The organism is Borrelia sp. A-FGy1, from assembly GCF_014084025.1.
Classification (GTDB): Bacteria; Spirochaetota; Spirochaetia; order Borreliales; family Borreliaceae; genus Borrelia.
This window is the reverse complement of sequence record NZ_CP043682.1, coordinates 800,591-817,404: the sequence shown is the minus strand read 5'-3', so window position 1 is coordinate 817,404 and position 16,814 is coordinate 800,591. Positions and strand designations below refer to the sequence as shown.

Here is a 16,814-nt window from a genome sequence, read left to right as displayed (position 1 = left end):
TAAATGGAATTACTACCTAAAATCACTAAAGAAATATTTAATGAATATGAAAAGGGAAATCTCCCTAATACGATGCTTTTTTGGGGAGAAAGGTTCTCTTCTAAAAGGATAAGTGCTCTTGCTCTTGCCAAAAAAATATTAAATTCACAAACCTTAACAAATCCTAATCTACTAATCTTCTCAAGTTTTAACACAACAGAAGCAAAGGCATTTCTTAATTCAGACTCAAATGAAGTTATAAATAAATATCTAAAATATGTTAAGAATATCATTTTTACTAAGTACAACTTCAGCAATGATAAAAAATTAAAAAAAATAGAAAAGAACGTTAATTTCATTAATAATATTTATTATAAAAATGAATATAACAACACTGTAAAAAAAGAACTTATTAAAAAAATTGAAGAGATTACGAAAGACATAAATTTTAACATTACTATTAATGACATTAGAAAGATTAGATCTTGGGTTTTCTCTGAAAAAGAGAAGATAAAAGTAATCTACATGAATGAAACTGAAAATCTATCTTTTAATGTTTATAATTCACTTCTTAAAATATTAGAAGAACCTCCTTTAAATATTTATTTTATATTAACCACAAGAAATAAAAACAAAATTCCAAAGACAATACTATCAAGGCTGAGATGCTACAGATTCCAAAAAGAAAATAGAGAATTTGAGATTAAAAAATTTAAATCAATTTTTAAAAAAAATGAGACACTCACAACCGAAGAATATTTTAATTCATTTCATAATGAAGAAAGTAAAAGATTAAAAGAAGAAGTAAAAAAAGTTTTGAGCATAATAAAAGAAAAAAAAGGACTATTTAATATTGACACATTTAATTTTTTAAAAGATGATGAGATATTTACATCATTTCTAAAAGAACTTACTTTTCAACTTAGAAACGAATTTTTAAACCAAAATTTAGATATTAATATCTATCTAAAAAGATTAGAACATTTAAAACATATTTCAAAACACATGCCCTATAATCAAAACAAAAAGCTAATAGTAGAAAACTTAATACTAATTTACGAGGATTAATGAGTAAATTTTTTAAAAAAGCCTTATCTAAGCTAAATAAACTATCAAGCGAGCAAAAACTAAAGTTTATTCAAGATCTCTATAAAAAAATAGAAATATATGACGGAATTTTTGCATCTATTAATGAAGGGATTCTTGTACTTGATAAACTTAATAACATAATTTATTTAAACAAAATGTTATTTCAAATACTAACTCTTAATTCTGATTCTAAACTAGAAAACCTTAACGATATCCAAATTCCGACCTTAACAAATTTAATAGAAGAGCTAGCAATAAATGAAGATAAGATCATAGATCACGAGATCCAAATTTCAACAAATATTTTTATTAAAATATCATTCATGCCATATGTTAAAGATCAAAAACTTGAAGGAAATATTATTTTAATTGAAGATATCAAAGATAAAAAACATAAAGAAGAACTTTTTAGAAGAGCAGAAGCCTTAGCTGCCTTTACAAGACATGCAAGAAATATTGCACATGAAATTAAAAATCCATTAGGGGCAATTGATATAAATTTGCAGCTACTCAAGAAAGAAATAGACAGACAAAATTTTAAAAGTTCTAAAGCAAATAATTATTTTAAAATAATAAAAGAAGAAATAAATAGAATGGACAAAACTGTAACAGACTTTTTATTAACAGTAAGGCCTATCAAGATAACAGCCGAAAAAAAAGATATAACTGATATAATAAAAAGCGTATATAACTTGTTAAATCCAGAATTAAAAAATAAAGATATTAAATTTATACTCAACCTCAAAAAAGTAAGCCCTGTTTTAATTGATGAAAAACTTTTAAGACAAGTAATAATAAACATAGTAAAAAACGCAGAAGAAGCTCTAATTGAATCAAATAAAAAAATAAAAAAAATAGATATTTCTATATACGATAGTAAAGATAAAATATATATAAATATAAAAGATAATGGAGATGGAATTAAAGATGAAGCAAAGGATGAAATATTTAAGCCACAATTTAGTACAAAAGAAAAAGGAAGTGGAATAGGACTCACTATTTCTTATAAAATAATAAAAGAACACGGAGGTGAAATTTTTGTAGAGAGTAAAAACATGAAAGGAACAACTTTTACAATTACTCTTCCAAAATTAAACACAGACAAAATTTTAATTGAAGGATATTTAGAAAATGAGTAAGTTACTTGTAGTAGATGATGAAAAAAATATAAGAGAAGGAATAGCAACTTATCTTGAAGAGGAGGGGTTTTTTGTATTTACTGCTAGTGATGGAGAAGAAGCTCTTGAAACAATTGAAAATGAAAAAATTGATGCTATAATAGCTGACCTCAGAATGCCTCTATTATCAGGAGAAGAATTATTAAAAATTGTAAAAGATAAAAATCCAAATATACCTTTCATTATTCTAACAGCACATGGGACCGTTGATTCAGCAGTTGATGCTATGCGAGAGGGTGCTTATGACTTTTTAACAAAACCAGTTGATCTTGAAAGATTATTACTCATAATAAAAAGAGCCTTAAACAGTCAAAATGATAAAATTCATAAAAGCTTATCTTCAAAAAATATTATTATTCGAAAAGATTTAAACTATTATGAACATATTCTTGGAAAATCTCTTGTCATGCAAAAGATTTTGGAGCTCGTAAAAAAAATTGCTAAATCAAAAGCATCTGTGCTAATAACTGGAGAAAGTGGAGTTGGAAAAGAAGTAATAGCAGATGCTATTTTTGACCTATCAAATAGAAATGATAAACCCTTCATTAAAGTAAACTGTGCAGCACTCTCTGAAAGCATACTTGAAAGCGAACTTTTCGGACATGAAAAAGGCGCATTTACAGGTGCCATATCTCAGAAAAAAGGAAGGTTTGAACTTGCCGATAAGGGAACAATATTTTTAGATGAAATAGTAGAAGTATCACCTGAAGTTCAGGTAAAATTACTAAGAGTTCTTCAAAATAAAACATTCGAGCGCGTAGGTGGAGAACTTACCATGCAAGTTGACATTAGATTGTTAACAGCAACAAATAAAAATATTGAAGAAGAGATCAAGAAGGGAAGATTTAGGGAAGACTTATTTTACAGGCTAAATATAATAAACATCAATATTCCGCCCTTAAGAGAGAGAAAAGATGATATATATAACCTAACAAGCATACTAATTAAAAGCGTTGCTAGCGAAAACAATAGAGAAGAAAAAAGCATCTCTAACGATGCACTCAAAGCTCTTTATGCATATGATTGGCCAGGAAATATTAGAGAGTTAAAAAATGTACTTGAAAGTGCCCTCATATTATCTAAGGGAAAGCAAATTCTAAAAGATGACCTGCCACCAAAAATTAAAAATAATGCAAATCAAATAGTTAAAATAACATTACCAATAGGCATAAGCTTAAAAGAAGCAGAAAGGGAAATTATTAAGCAAACACTTCTATATTCTAAGCATAACAAAAGCAAATGTGCAGAAATACTAAAAATAGGAAGAAAAACACTTCACAATAAAATAACAGAATACAACATCGACTAAATATATGTTAAAAACAAAACTATATTATTAATTAATAATGAATATTAAAATAACTTATGTTTTTAATACTGTATACTTTTGATACTAAAATTTCTATAAAATGAAAATAAATATATCAAGTTGTTACAATATTAAGTAAAAACTTTAATTAAAGTGTATCATAAAATTATCCTATTATATCTTATCTATTTATAGATTATAATATTAGAATTAAAATAATATGATAATATATTTTTATATTGCTTTAAAATTATATAACTACTTTAAAATCTTAACAGGATTAATGGGTATATCTTTTTTTAATATTTCAAAATGTAGATGAGGCCCTGTCGTACGTCCTGTTTGCCCTACTCTACCAATAATATCTCCTACTTTTAAAATATCTCCCTTAGAAACAATATAAGAATTAAGATGCCCATAAAGAGATTTAATATTGTTTTTGTGTTCAACAACAACAAAATTTCCATAAATATCGTTATATCCAACCAAAACTACAACACCATAAGATGAACAAAATACTAGAGTACCCATTGGTGCTGCAAGATCTATTCCTGTATGAAAACTATCCCTACCCGTAAAGGGATCCTCCCTATATCCAAAATCAGAAGTAACAATAAATTTCTCTAAAGGAAAAATAAAATCAGAATTTAAGAAAAAAAGAATTTCTGTGTTTGAAAAAAAACTCAAATCTGGCTGCTTAGCATAATCAAAAAAATAAAATTCATAAATTTTATTTTTTCTCTTAACTTTTATCTTCTCTGCTTTTTTCAGGTCCCTTGTAGCCAAAAGTAAATTATTAAATCTATAATTCTTATTATCAAGGATAAAAAGACCTTTCTTATTAGGTATTAAAATTTCTTGCCCCTTACTTAAAAAAGGAGAATCTAGCAAATTAATAGTAGCAATACTAGCCTGCCATCCATTTACTTTATTTGCAATCTTAAAAAAAGTATCACTTTTTTTTACTTTATATAAATAAATAAATAAAGGAATATTCTCGCCTCTATTGTATTTAGAAATTTTTGCCCTAAGATCAGAGAAAATAGGATCTTTATTTGAAAAATTTTTTATCTCAGGATAAGAATAAATATAATTAAACTGAAGAAAGCAAAAAATAATCTCTAATATAAAAATAACCTTATTCACATATAGAACCTAAATAACACATTTAGCTTAAATTTAACAAAATTTTTAAAAAAAAGATATAACAGATAACCTTGTAAATAATAACAAACTGTATTAAACTAATTTTAATTATGGAATTAAATGAATACCAAAAGCAAGCAAAAAAAACGGCTAAGTATAAAAACAAAAAAGAAGAACTAATTTTAACAACACTTGGTCTTGCAGGAGAGACAGGAGAAGTTATAGAAAAAATAAAAAAATTGGGTCGTGATAAAGACTACGTACTTGACAAGGAATATTTATTATCTATTAAGAAAGAGCTTGGCGATGTTCTATGGTACATTTCAAGCTTAAGTAATAATCTTGGAATAACACTTGAAGACGTTGCTATTACCAACTTAGAGAAATTAAAAAAAAGATATCAAGATGGAACAATTAATGGTGAAGGAGATGAACGATAAAAGATACCTTAACCAACCAAATTAAGAAGATATTATGCTCAGTGTTTATATAAAGGGATTGTTAATTGGGATTGCAAATATCATGCCTGGAGTCTCAGGTAGTACATTAGCATTAGCACTAGGGATTTACTATAAAATAATACATTCTTGTTCTAATATTATAAAACTAAGGGATAGCAAAAATATAACTTTTCTTATACCACTTTTTCTTGGAATACTAACTTCAATAATAATATGCTCAAAAGCACTTAAAATCTACCTATTAGATGGAGGAATAAAAGAAGCATGCTTAACAATGTTTTTTGTAGGATCAATTACAAGAATTTTATTTATCATAAAAAAAGAAATTAAAATAAAAGAAATTACTAATAAAGATAATAACAATATGAAGTACTACTTATTCTTGATCGGATTTTTTTCTACAATATTTCTTTTAATCATAAGAAGCCATAATTTGTCCTTTGATATCTCTAAATATCAAGACAAAAACTCAATAGAGTACTGTTTATTAATTATTGGCTCAGGTCTAATAAGCGGATCTGCGATGATTATACCAGGAATATCAGGTTCAATACTATTAATAATACTTGGAACTTACAAAGAAATCATAAATATTGTCTCTACCCTTAACATAAAGCTATGCATATTATTTAGCATATCTACAATAATAGGATCAGGAATCACAATACTAATAATAAAAAAAACCATAGACAAACATCTAATTAAATTCCTTTATTTATCTAGTGGTCTAATATTAGGTTCAATTTCACAAATGCTATTTATAATAATAAATCTTAACTTTAATCCCTCTCTAATTTTCTTCATTATACTTATCATTTTATTCACCTTAGGATTACAAACAATCAAAATAATTGAAATTAGGTTAAAAACCAGTTCATAAAATTTTTTATACCGAAGACCGGACTTGAACCGGTACGGATTTCTTTCCTCAGGATTTTAAGTCCTGTGTGTCTACCACTTCCACCACTTCGGCATTGCTAGTAATAATATAATAATCAAATTATGATGTCAATAACTAAATATTTTAAAAGTTTATTAAATAATACTCAATAACAATATTTTAAAATTTTTTAAATAAAATTTATATAAAACATGATAAAAAATTAATAGCTATTTGATACAAAAAATTAGAATAAACCTTATAGTTAAATCTTTGATTATATTTATAGACTAGTTGAAAACCTGAATCAAACTAAAACCTTTCTAAGAATTAAACCCAATATAATAAGTTAAGTTTTATTAAAAATAAAATCCAATTTTGTGTTGCAAATTTAAACATATTCTTGATTATCAATCAATTAAACTAAAAACAACAATTTCATAATATATATCTCTAAAATTAAAATCAACTATAATATCTAATCCTTGCTTATACATACCCCCTCCCTCTCTCTTCATCAAAACTTAAAATCCTAGTTTTAATAAATTTTTAGCAAATAAATATAATAGAATAATTATTATTTTAACCAATAAAATATTGGTTTCTAAAATTCCCAAATCAAACTCTGTTATTAATAAATCTAATTCCTCTTAACATTTAATTTCTTAATAATAATAAAACCAAAATCTGATAAGATATTGTAAGTAAATCTAACAATAAATTTAGAGAATCAAAAGTTTGATTTAAATTATCAGCTACAAGTTTTATTCCACTTTAGGTAAAGTATAAGATAATACTAGAAGACTAAGAAATAAATTTTTCAAGTTCAAGTCTAGTTTCAACAATCTTAAATACAAGACCATATTTCATTGCATCTTTGCTATTTAACCAAAAATCTCTATCAGTATCATTTTCTACTTTAGAAAGATCTTGGCCCGTTTCTTTTGCAATAATAATATTAAGTTCTCTCTTAATTTTATTAAGCTCATTTGTATAAATCTCAATATCTGTAGCTACGCCTTTAAAACCACTTAAAGGTTGATGCAATAAATATCTTGCACGAGGCAAAGAAAATCTACTCTTTGATCCTGATGCCAAGAATATCAAAGCACCCGCACTAGCAACAAGTCCAACCCCAATTGTGAAAACTTTAGGCTTAACAAATCGTATCATATTAAAAATAGCAAATCCAGCATCAATATCACCACCCTCTGAATCAATATAAACAAATATAGGCTTCGTACAGTCCGAGGCTTCTAAAAATAATATCTTTTCTTGAAATAACTTTGAAGTATCCTTATTAATCTCTCCTGTAACAACTATTGCCCTGCTCTTTAAAGCAAATTCTAATGATTGATTTATTTCTGCTTGTGTTTTATTATCTATACAGCTCATGCTCTTCCTTTTTCAACAAATATAATAATACATATTATAATTTAAAAAAGGTTTTAAATGTCTAATACACCAAAAAATTATTCAATAACTATACTAATCACTATTGGTATAATAATTAAAGTAGAAAAAACAATAGTTAAATCTTTAAACAAAGGTAAAAACATAATTTTCATATATCACTTAAATGAAAATGAAAAAATAAACTTAAAAAATCTGAAAAAATATACAAAAGCAATTAAATATAATCTTTTAAATAAAAAAAATAATTCATTATTTAACAAAACACTAGATTTAAACATACATAATAAAATAGATGTTCTAATAAATAATGCACCAATCTTTAAACAAAAGATTCTAATAAATTTCAATAGCAAAAGATTCAATAAAAATTTACAAATAAACAACTTAGAAATACTTAAAATTGGTAAACAATTCTTAAAACAAAAAATTAAAAAGTTAAGTATCACAAATATTCTAGACCTAGGTACTTCTTATTACAATAAAAACTATTTTGAATATAATTTGTATAAAAAGTTGATTTCTAATGTCACAAAAGAATTAAAATATGAGAAAAGTCTAGATGATATAGTCAACGGAATTGCTAAACTTACGATAAAAAATTACAGAATCTTACTTAATGAAAATCCCAAAAAGATTAATCTACTATTTAAATTTGAAAACTCATCAGATACAGTAAGAAAAACAAATTTTTTAATCAAATCAAAATTTATTACAGGAAAATTAACATTTATTAACAGAAGTAAAGTTTAAAAGGGATATTATTATGGAATTTGAATTTGCAGTAATTGGAGGAGGCATTGCTGGAAGTACTTTAACTTATGAGCTACTTAAAAGAAAAAAAAGCGTAATTTTATTTGACAATGAAGATGAAAAGGCAACAACTGTGGCAGGAGGTCTTATTAATCCTATTATGGGAAGAAAAATGAACCTTGCTTGGAAAGAGCCTGAAATTTTCAAATTCGCAATTCAATACTATAAAGAAATTGAAAAAAATATTGAATGTAATTTTCTAGAAGAAAAGTCAATATTTAGACCATTTACTACAAAAACACAGAAAGAAGAACTTATTTTAAAAATAAAAAAGGATAAAAATATAGAAAAATTCATATTATCAATTATCAATGGAAAAATTCATGACTTTTCCATTGATAATTCAGGAGGTATGTTAATCAAGGGAGCTATAATTAACACAAATTTGTATATAAAAAATCTTAAAAAATATTTCATAAAAAAAGATGCGTACATTAAATCAGAAATCAATGAAGATTCAATTCAAATAAATGAACAATCATTTCAAATCAATGAATTTAAATTCAAAAAATTAATATTTACAAGAGGATATAAAGAAACAACTACAAATCTCTTCTCATATCTTCCATTCAAACCAGCAAAAGGAGAAATTCTTATATTAGAAATCAAAGAATTAAATCTTAGAGAAGTTTATAACAGACATGTTTCATTAATACCATTAAAAAATAATAAATTTTATCTTGGTGGAACTTACGAATGGGAAAATTTAGACACAAGTACAAATGAATGGGCTAAAAGGAAACTTATAGAAAAGCTTAAAAAAATCACAAACCTAAGTTATAAGATCATCCAACATAAAGCACATATAAGACCCTCTACTCTTGATAGAGAACCTTTCCTTGGAGAACACACAAAATACAAAAATATATTCATATTAAATGGGTTAGGAACAAGAGGTATATCAATGGCACCATATTTATGTCAAAGTATTTTAAATTATATTGAAAAGAAAATTACTATCCCAAGTTATTATGACATTAAAAGATATTCAAGTTTATATAAAGAAACAAATAATTTTAATTGCAATATATCTAAATTTTTAAAAAAATAATATAATATGTAAATATAAAATAGTTTCTAATTATGTTTTAATGAAATGAACATTTTCACTAAAACATAAGGAGCATTTACTATTAAAATCAAAAATAAGAAGGAAATCCAAAATAACGATATAATTTAATCGTTTATTTTTAAAATAAAACTCCACTTTTATTTTTATTCATTAAAAACAAAAAAATTGGGAGAGCATTTTTGAGTTTCAATATTAATATTCTTGGTACAGGAGGCACAAGACCACTATATAACAGATATTTAACTTCTATTTTAGTAGAATACTATGGAGATAATTTTTTGTTTGATTGTGGAGAGGCTACTCAAATGTCACTTAGAAAACAAAAAATATCATGGCAAAAAATCAAAATCATATGCATCACGCATTTACATGCCGATCACATTACAGGATTACTTGGAATAGTAATGCTTATGGCACAAAGTGGAGAAACAAGAAAAGAACCCCTTACTATCATTGGACCCATTGGAATTAAAAAGTATTTAGAAACAAATATTGAGCTTTTGAAAGTACATAAAAATTACGAAATAATTTATAAAGAAATAATAATTAATAAAACAGATGAGATTCTATATGAAGATAAAAGGAAAAGAATTAAATATATAAAATTAAGACATTCTGTAGATTGTGTTGGATATCTATTTATAGAAAAAGATAAGCCTGGAAAATTTGATAACCAAAAAGCAGAAATTCTTAATATCCCGAAAGAACACATTAGGAAAAAATTACAGGATGGTCACGAAGTAATTCTTAATAAAAGGAAAATATTACCCTCTGATGTTTTAGGAAAATCTCAAAAAGGACTAAAATTTGCATACATTACAGATACAGGCTATTTTGAAGAATTAATCACACATATTAAAAACTTTAATTTAGTTATAATTGAAAGTACATTTAAAAATGAACTAAAAAAAGAAGCTGAAAAAAAATTGCATTTAACTGCACAATCAGCAGCAATAATTGCAAAAAGGGCAAAGGTTATTCAAACAGGACTCATTCATTTTAGTGAAAGGTATACACTAAATAAAGACTTATGTGAATTACTAAATGAAGCAAAGCAAGAATATCCAAATGGAGAAATATTTTTAACAAAAGATGGGATGAGACTTGAAGCAGATAAAAATAGATTTATTATAAAATATTAATATCTAAGGAGAAATATATGATAAATGTAAAAAATGTCACTAAAACATATGGTTCATTTACAGCACTCTTTAATGTTAGCTTTAAAGTTAGCGAAGGAGAAATACTTGGCATACTTGGTCCAAATGGAGCAGGAAAATCTACATTAATCAAAATTTTAACATCATTTCACTACCCCAACAAGGGCAATGTAAAAATCTTTGAAAAAGATATCACAGAACATCCAACAGAAATATTGCAAAATGTAGGGTACGTACCTGAAAAACTAGCTCTTTATCCTGAATTATCTGTTAATGAATATTTAAGTTTTATCTCAGAAATAAAAGGCATTCAAAACCCCAAAAAAGAAATAGATAAAGCGATAAGTATTTTTAAAATAGAAAGTGTAAAAAACAAATTAATATCTAATTTATCAAAAGGATTTAAACAAAGAGTAGGAATAGCCGGTGCCTTATTAAATAATCCTAAGCTTGTAATTCTTGATGAACCTACAAATGGACTTGACCCAAATCAAATTATAGAATTCAAAGAATTCTTGAAAGAACTGGGAAAAACCAGCACAATACTTTTCTCTTCTCATATTTTAAGCGATGTTGAATCAATTTGTAAAAGAATAATTATTATAAACAACGGAGAAATTATTGCTGATGACACTAAGGAAAATATAGCTAAAAACAGACTAAAAGAGACTGAGATAGATCTAATTGTATATAAAGATTCTGTCATAAATAAAGAACATTTTAACAATAATAACAATATATTTAAATTGCTAAAAGAAGAAGAATATGAAAACGAAATTAACATTTCACTAAAACTTGCATCTGATAAAACTGAAAAAGAACTCTTTAATTATATTGTAAGTAAAGGTATAGTATTAAAAGCAATGATTCCAAAATATGAAAGCTTAGAAAAAATATTTAGCAAACTAACAAAGGAGAAAAAATAATGAAAATAAATTTAAGGAAATCTCTAGCTTTGTCAAAAAAAGAATTAAAAGTTTTATTCGGTACACCAACAGCATACGTTGTAATCTTATTTTTCATATTGTTCATAAACTTTTCTTTCATTTTTTTCTCAGGTTTTTTTATTAAAGACAATGCTTCATTAATGTCTTATTTTTCATCAATGCCAATTGTTTTAATGTTCGTATTGCCTGCACTTAGTATGGGAGTTTTTTCAGAAGAACATAAAACAGGAAGCATTGAATTACTTTACGCACTGCCAATAAATCCAAAAGAAATAGTAATTGGAAAATTTATCACACTTAAAATATTTACACTAATACTTTTTGCCTTCACTTTACCCCTTACAATAATGACAATTTTTATGGGTGAATTTGATCTTGGCATAGTATTTCTTCAATATTTAGGAATAATTCTCTATTCTTATTCCGTTCTTAGTATGGGAGTATTTATATCTTCCATTACCAAAAGTCAAATAGTATCCTATATATTAACAGTATTTCTTCTAATGCTAATAATATTTTCAGGAAAACTAATAATGATATTTGGGAAGGAAAACATACTTGGAGAAATACTCAATTTTATCTCAATTGCCAATCACTTTAGTTACTTTAATATGGGAATATTAAACCTATCAGATCTTATTTACTTCATAACATTTTCATTTACATTTTTAATATTAAGTTCATATAGCATAAGATTGAAAAAATGGAGATAATTATTTATGAAAAATAAAAATAACGAGAATCTAAACTTAATTTTAAACCTTGCAATAATATTTCTAATTCTTTGTAATACATCTATTTTAGTATTCAAAATAGATTTTACTAAAAATAAAGCGTTCACAATTTCTTCAGTTACAAAAGATTTATTTTCAAATGCAAACGAAAAAATATATATTACCTACTATAATTCCTCAAGTCTTGGTAATTATTTTGCATTTCCAGATCAAATAAAAAATTTCCTAATAAGCTTTTCTGATGCTTCAAATGGAAAAGTAATTTACAAAGAAATAGATGCTGATAAAGTATCATATCCTCTAGAACAAATTGGAATTCCATCTCAACAAATTGACCTCAGAGACATAAATCAACTTTCCATACTTAAAATATATTCAGGAATTGAAATAATTTACGAAGAAAAACGAGAAGTACTCCCCATTGTAACTGAAATTGGAAACTTAGAGTATGAACTTGCAAGTAGCTTAGATAAATTAATAAACAATACAAAAAAAGTATTAGGGCTTGTTTTTGGTGATGAAACATTAAAAGAAACACATAAAAGATTCATAGAAATAATGAATAAAGCTTTCAAAACCGATATTAAAGAAATTAACATTAACAAAGAAAAACTAGAAGAAATCAATGGATTATTTATAATTGGTGCTAAAGAAATTAATAATGACTCAATTAAAAAAATTGATGAATTTATTATAAACAATGGAAAAGTATTATTTGCTATAAGCAAAATAGATTATAATCCCCAAAATCCATACGCAACATCTCCAATTAAATCTCCACTTTTCAATCTAATTGAAAGTTATGGAATTAAATACAATGAAAACATCATTCTTGATAAAAGAGCTCCAAATCTTTTCCTAGGAGGATACTTTCAAATCTATTACCCATGGATATTAATTAACAAAAGTAACCTTATCAATCCAAAAAATCCTTTATTTAAAAATTTCTATGATGCTTTAATTCCTTGGAGTAGCTCACTAGAACTTATAGAAAACAAAGAAAATGGAATAAACTACTTATCTTTATTTGCAAGCTCTAAAGAATCTTGGGAAATTAGCGATGAAAATATTTCAAGTATAGCACTGCATTCATTCGATGTTCCAAAAACCTTTGACAAAAAAGATACACAAAAAATTTTAGGATATTATATTGAAGGCCAAATTAAAAGTTTATATAATGACAAAAAGTCCAAAAATTCAAAAATAATTTTTCTAGGTTCAAGTATGGTATTTAGTGATTATATGTATAATGGATCCCCTTCAAATTTTGAACTTGCTGGACGAATTTCAGATCACCTAATGCAAAAGGAAGAATTTTTTAGTATTAAATCAAGAGAAGTGCGCTCTAAACTAAAATTTGTAAATTCTTCACAAGAAATGTTAAATGCAAAGTTTTTATTAATAATAATAAATTTAATATTATTACCTATAACAATAATAATATTTGGACTTATAAGATTCACCCAAAAAAGAAGAATCAACTAAAAGGAGTTTTTATGAATAATAAATGCATATTGTTAGAAAAAAAAGAATACGTAAAAATAGCAATAATTTTTATTTTAATAAGTACATTTTTAGCGGGAATAGTATTTTCAAACAAAAATCAAACTAAAAGGCTTTTAGAAGAAAAATTATTTGAACTTGATTTTACTAAAATTGTAAAAATCGAGACAGAACTTGAAGGCACTCTTACAAAAACAGTAAAAGGATGGGAGCTTAAATACAACGATATAAATCTTCCAATTGATGAGAGAAGAGTTACCTCTATGATTAAAGCTCTAGAAAATTTGCAAAAAAATAAACTTGTAAGTAGAAATCCCCAAAAATACAAAGAACTAGGAATAAAAGAAAACCCAGATTTTAAATTTTTTGATGATAAAAATAATTTGATGACAGAAATATTTATTGGAAACCCGGGAGAAGGAGACTCTAGATTATCTTATATAAAAAGAAGTGATGATAATGTATACTTAACTAATAATATTTTCTTATCATATAAAGGAAACTCTTACAATACCTTTGCAAATACTAAACTTTTTAGAGAAAAAAATATAGACCTAGAAAGTTTATTGCTAACAGTACATAGTAAACCAAACAAAGATGAAGAAAATGCAATACAAAATAATTACAAAGTATTTAGAAAAGATGGTCTTTATTTTTTTAACGAAAAGCCTTTAAAACAAGAAAAACTATTACAAATTATAAAAGAATTCACAACAGATGGATTTGAAATAAATAAAAATAAAATCAAGGAATACAAGCTTCAATATAACATTGAAGTCATATGGAATAACAAAAGTATAAACAATATTGATGTTTATTTTAGTAAAAATGAAAAAGATAAAAATCTTTTACTTAAAAAAGATAAAGAAGACTATTACTATAGTACTAATAAATGGGCTTTTTTTGATGTATTCAATTTAGAAAAAAAAATAAAAACAACTGATAATGATTCTAATGAAGATCATCTAGATGAGAAGCATGATCACCATCACCAACATCATCACGAAGAACATGAACACTAGTATTTCGATATATACAGTACAATATAAAAATAGAAAAATGCAAATATAAAAGAGACATTAAAAAAAGATAAAAATTTAAAATATATAATATCCTGTTCTTTGGCAGGATATTATAATATACAACTAAACTAATTAAATCATTTCCCAATTCAAAATTAACCTTAAATTTTTTTATAAAAATGCTCTTCTTTAAAAGAACTGGATCTAATTTATCTGAAAATTTATAAATAAAATTATCTTTTGTTCTATAAACTAAAATCCCATTAACTGACGATAATAAATAATAAGAACTAACTAAATCATGCTCTCCTAAAGTTTTATCAAAATATTGTTCTAAATCTAGATCCTTAAAAAATTTCACATTATATGCTCTAATATTATCTGTTAAATAAGCAAGATCAAAATCAATCTGATTTATAAACTTGCTAATAAAATAAAAAAAAGTTAAAAATAAAAGTAGAACTGCAGTAATAAAAAACAAAAAATAGTACTTTATTAAACAAATAATTCCTACTCTCTTACTAATAAACGCTTAATCTTCTGCAAAATTTCATACTCTCGCCTAATCTTAAAACTACTAACCCTAGGACTAAATTCAAGATCTCCTTCCAGTTTATCAATAAACTTAACTAAAACTATTCTCTCTTCACTACTCAATCCAATCTTGCTCAAATATTCATTATCATCAAATTTATTTATTATCCTCTCAACCTCAGCAAAACTAAAAGTAGATAAATTATCTCTTAAATTGTCTTCTGTTTGTCCTTTAGAATATAAATTCACTTTTTCACTTTGCCCCAATTTATCCTCTAAATCATCTACTTTATTATCATAAAGGTTTTCTTCTTCAAAATAACCCTCAACACACTTCTGCAAGTCTGAACAGTTTAAATCTGTCTTTAAAACATCTTCAAAATTATCAAAATTGCCAAGATCTTTAAAAGAAAAAACATCATTAATTTCTTTTTTTTGATTATAAACAGATTCATTAGATTCATTTTTGTTATTACTAACTTCAGAAATAGAAACTTCATCTAAAATAGCCAACTCCTTCGAACTCAAACTCTCATTTTTTTCTTCTTTATTCAAAAGCTTTAAATTTTGATCAGAAAATTTTACTTCATTAAAGCTCTCATTTAAATAAAAATCAAGTTCCTCTAATCTGTTTCCCTCTTGTTTCTCTATTTCCTGTTTTTCTATTTTTTCCCCGTCTGTGGTCTTATTAGAAGAATCTCCGCCAAGATCAACATAACTAAAAGAAATATCATCACTATCTACATCTAAACTAGAAATAGCATCAATCTCTGCATTATCTAAAGCAAAAGAAGATTTTCCATCTAGTAAATTACTTTCTTTTCTTAAATCACAACTAATATTTAAAGATTCTGTATTTTCATTTTCTGCTTTAACTAGATTTTCTATCTCATTGCCACCTCCTTCCTCTAAAGATTTATGAAAACTAATATCGCCTGAAGCATTAAAATCTATACCAGAAACTTCTTCATCAGAACTACTTTTAGTTAAACTACATGCTAAATCACTTTCACTTAAAGTTTGTTTATTATCTTTTGAAATATCATTTAATCCTTCAAGCAGAGCATCTAACTCTTCCTGGTCAATTGCAATATTAGGCAAATTGTTCTCTTTTCTTAAAGAAAATTCACCAAATGAATTATCAAATTTACTATTAGAATGATTTAAAGAAAGCAGATTTTCAGGAGTTTTTAAATTAGGTTCATCAAATGCATGAGTAGAATCCAATCCATAACGAATTCCCTCCTCAACTCTTGAAATACGAACATCAACTTCTCTTAAATAATTAACTAACTCACCATGTCTTTTTTTTAAAGAACTATCTAATTCTAATAACTTTTCATCTAAAAATTCTTTAATTTTATCAGAATATAGCTTAACATTACTGCCAGAAAATGAAGAATTTAAAAATATACGACCCATATCAAAATCAACTTCTCTAGGACCTTCCTTGATAAAAAAAGCTTTTTTATAATCTGACATACTTAACTCTATTCTCCAAAATTATTTAACAAACCTTAGACGCATATCTCAAAGTCTATATACTTGTAAATATAATATATTAAGAATATAAT

Annotated in this window: 16 protein-coding genes and 1 tRNA gene; 12 read left to right on the top strand and 5 right to left on the bottom strand. The window is 25.4% G+C overall.

Annotated features, from left to right (window positions below; all coding sequences use genetic code 11):
- Positions 1-3 precede the first annotated feature (3 nt).
- The 3 genes from F0310_RS03800 to F0310_RS03790 are packed head-to-tail and all read left to right on the top strand — an operon-like array spanning position 4 to position 3,555.
- On the top strand, positions 4-1,047 hold the full coding sequence (locus F0310_RS03800; protein ID WP_182117601.1) for a hypothetical protein: 1,044 nt from the start codon (positions 4-6) through the stop codon (positions 1,045-1,047).
- Entirely contained in the window at positions 1,047-2,207 is a 1,161-nt protein-coding gene (locus F0310_RS03795; RefSeq protein WP_182117600.1) for a two-component system sensor histidine kinase NtrB, read from the top strand. The genes F0310_RS03800 and F0310_RS03795 overlap by 1 nt, the downstream gene beginning before the upstream one ends.
- On the top strand, positions 2,200-3,555 hold the full coding sequence (locus tag F0310_RS03790) for a sigma-54-dependent transcriptional regulator (protein WP_182117599.1): 1,356 nt from the start codon (positions 2,200-2,202) through the stop codon (positions 3,553-3,555). The genes F0310_RS03795 and F0310_RS03790 overlap by 8 nt, the downstream gene beginning before the upstream one ends.
- A 258-nt stretch (positions 3,556-3,813) precedes the next feature.
- Here the strand turns inward: F0310_RS03790 and F0310_RS03785 are convergent, their stop codons facing one another.
- A complete protein-coding gene (locus F0310_RS03785; protein ID WP_182117598.1) occupies positions 3,814-4,701 on the bottom strand; it encodes a LysM peptidoglycan-binding domain-containing M23 family metallopeptidase in 888 nt (295 codons plus the stop codon).
- 110 nt (positions 4,702-4,811) lie between these two features.
- Here F0310_RS03785 and F0310_RS03780 point away from each other — a divergent pair, with 110 nt between their 5' ends.
- Together F0310_RS03780 and F0310_RS03775 are read left to right on the top strand one after the other, a co-directional pair.
- The gene (locus F0310_RS03780; protein ID WP_182117597.1) at positions 4,812-5,141 is read left to right on the top strand and encodes a nucleoside triphosphate pyrophosphohydrolase family protein; all 330 of its coding nucleotides are present in this window, start codon (positions 4,812-4,814) and stop codon (positions 5,139-5,141) included.
- Positions 5,142-5,175: 34 nt separating this feature from the next.
- Positions 5,176-6,042 (top strand): undecaprenyl phosphate translocase family protein, encoded by an 867-nt coding sequence (locus F0310_RS03775; RefSeq protein WP_182117596.1) that lies wholly within the window; start codon positions 5,176-5,178, stop codon positions 6,040-6,042.
- Between the two features lie 9 nt (positions 6,043-6,051).
- Here F0310_RS03775 and F0310_RS03770 read toward each other — a convergent pair.
- Positions 6,052-6,135: transfer RNA gene (locus F0310_RS03770), tRNA-Leu, on the bottom strand.
- Positions 6,136-6,846: 711 nt separating this feature from the next.
- Positions 6,847-7,437: an ATP-dependent Clp protease proteolytic subunit gene (locus tag F0310_RS03765; RefSeq protein WP_182117595.1), complete on the bottom strand. Its 591-nt coding sequence runs from the start codon at positions 7,435-7,437 to the stop codon at positions 6,847-6,849.
- Positions 7,438-7,494: 57 nt separating this feature from the next.
- On the opposite strand from F0310_RS03765, the gene F0310_RS03760 reads away from it, so the two are divergent.
- The 7 genes from F0310_RS03760 (at position 7,495) to F0310_RS03730 (ending at position 14,706) form a co-directional block, all read left to right on the top strand.
- On the top strand, positions 7,495-8,208 hold the full coding sequence (locus tag F0310_RS03760) for a Rossmann-fold NAD(P)-binding domain-containing protein (protein ID WP_182117594.1): 714 nt from the start codon (positions 7,495-7,497) through the stop codon (positions 8,206-8,208).
- A gap of 13 nt (positions 8,209-8,221) precedes the next feature.
- The gene (locus F0310_RS03755) at positions 8,222-9,319 is read left to right on the top strand and encodes an NAD(P)/FAD-dependent oxidoreductase (protein WP_182117593.1); all 1,098 of its coding nucleotides are present in this window, start codon (positions 8,222-8,224) and stop codon (positions 9,317-9,319) included.
- A 200-nt stretch (positions 9,320-9,519) separates the two neighbouring features.
- On the top strand, positions 9,520-10,482 hold the full coding sequence (locus tag F0310_RS03750) for a ribonuclease Z (RefSeq protein WP_182117592.1): 963 nt from the start codon (positions 9,520-9,522) through the stop codon (positions 10,480-10,482).
- A gap of 17 nt (positions 10,483-10,499) precedes the next feature.
- The gene (locus F0310_RS03745) at positions 10,500-11,426 is read left to right on the top strand and encodes an ABC transporter ATP-binding protein (protein ID WP_182117591.1); all 927 of its coding nucleotides are present in this window, start codon (positions 10,500-10,502) and stop codon (positions 11,424-11,426) included.
- The gene (locus F0310_RS03740; protein WP_182117590.1) at positions 11,426-12,160 is read left to right on the top strand and encodes an ABC transporter permease; all 735 of its coding nucleotides are present in this window, start codon (positions 11,426-11,428) and stop codon (positions 12,158-12,160) included. The genes F0310_RS03745 and F0310_RS03740 overlap by 1 nt, the downstream gene beginning before the upstream one ends.
- Before the next feature lie 6 nt (positions 12,161-12,166).
- Positions 12,167-13,666, top strand: coding sequence for a Gldg family protein (locus F0310_RS03735; protein WP_182117589.1), 1,500 nt, complete (start codon positions 12,167-12,169; stop codon positions 13,664-13,666).
- An 11-nt stretch (positions 13,667-13,677) separates the two neighbouring features.
- Complete coding sequence (locus F0310_RS03730) at positions 13,678-14,706, top strand: DUF4340 domain-containing protein (protein WP_182117588.1); 1,029 nt, start codon at positions 13,678-13,680, stop codon at positions 14,704-14,706.
- Here F0310_RS03730 and F0310_RS03725 read toward each other — a convergent pair.
- Positions 14,636-15,187 carry a hypothetical protein gene (locus F0310_RS03725; RefSeq protein WP_182117587.1) on the bottom strand — a complete coding sequence of 184 codons (552 nt, stop codon included), beginning with the start codon at positions 15,185-15,187 and terminating at the stop codon, positions 14,636-14,638. The genes F0310_RS03730 and F0310_RS03725 overlap by 71 nt on opposite strands.
- A gap of 29 nt (positions 15,188-15,216) precedes the next feature.
- Positions 15,217-16,722: a hypothetical protein gene (locus tag F0310_RS03720; RefSeq protein WP_182117586.1), complete on the bottom strand. Its 1,506-nt coding sequence runs from the start codon at positions 16,720-16,722 to the stop codon at positions 15,217-15,219.
- Between the last annotated feature and the right edge of the window lie 92 nt (positions 16,723-16,814).

Excerpts from the sequence above, each read along its gene's own strand:
- F0310_RS03780 (WP_182117597.1), top strand. The coding sequence starts at position 4,812 with ATGGAATTAAATGAATACCAAAAGCAAGCAAAAAAAACGGCTAAGTAT.
- F0310_RS03790 (WP_182117599.1), top strand. The coding sequence starts at position 2,200 with ATGAGTAAGTTACTTGTAGTAGATGATGAAAAAAATATAAGAGAAGGA.
- F0310_RS03735 (WP_182117589.1), top strand. The coding sequence starts at position 12,167 with ATGAAAAATAAAAATAACGAGAATCTAAACTTAATTTTAAACCTTGCA.
- F0310_RS03795 (WP_182117600.1), top strand. The coding sequence starts at position 1,047 with ATGAGTAAATTTTTTAAAAAAGCCTTATCTAAGCTAAATAAACTATCA.
- F0310_RS03775 (WP_182117596.1), top strand. The coding sequence starts at position 5,176 with ATGCTCAGTGTTTATATAAAGGGATTGTTAATTGGGATTGCAAATATC.
- F0310_RS03755 (WP_182117593.1), top strand. The coding sequence starts at position 8,222 with ATGGAATTTGAATTTGCAGTAATTGGAGGAGGCATTGCTGGAAGTACT.
- F0310_RS03720 (WP_182117586.1), bottom strand. The coding sequence starts at position 16,722 with ATGTCAGATTATAAAAAAGCTTTTTTTATCAAGGAAGGTCCTAGAGAA.
- F0310_RS03760 (WP_182117594.1), top strand. The coding sequence starts at position 7,495 with ATGTCTAATACACCAAAAAATTATTCAATAACTATACTAATCACTATT.
- F0310_RS03800 (WP_182117601.1), top strand. The coding sequence starts at position 4 with ATGGAATTACTACCTAAAATCACTAAAGAAATATTTAATGAATATGAA.
- F0310_RS03745 (WP_182117591.1), top strand. The coding sequence starts at position 10,500 with ATGATAAATGTAAAAAATGTCACTAAAACATATGGTTCATTTACAGCA.
- F0310_RS03740 (WP_182117590.1), top strand. The coding sequence starts at position 11,426 with ATGAAAATAAATTTAAGGAAATCTCTAGCTTTGTCAAAAAAAGAATTA.
- F0310_RS03765 (WP_182117595.1), bottom strand. The coding sequence starts at position 7,437 with ATGAGCTGTATAGATAATAAAACACAAGCAGAAATAAATCAATCATTA.
- F0310_RS03730 (WP_182117588.1), top strand. The coding sequence starts at position 13,678 with ATGAATAATAAATGCATATTGTTAGAAAAAAAAGAATACGTAAAAATA.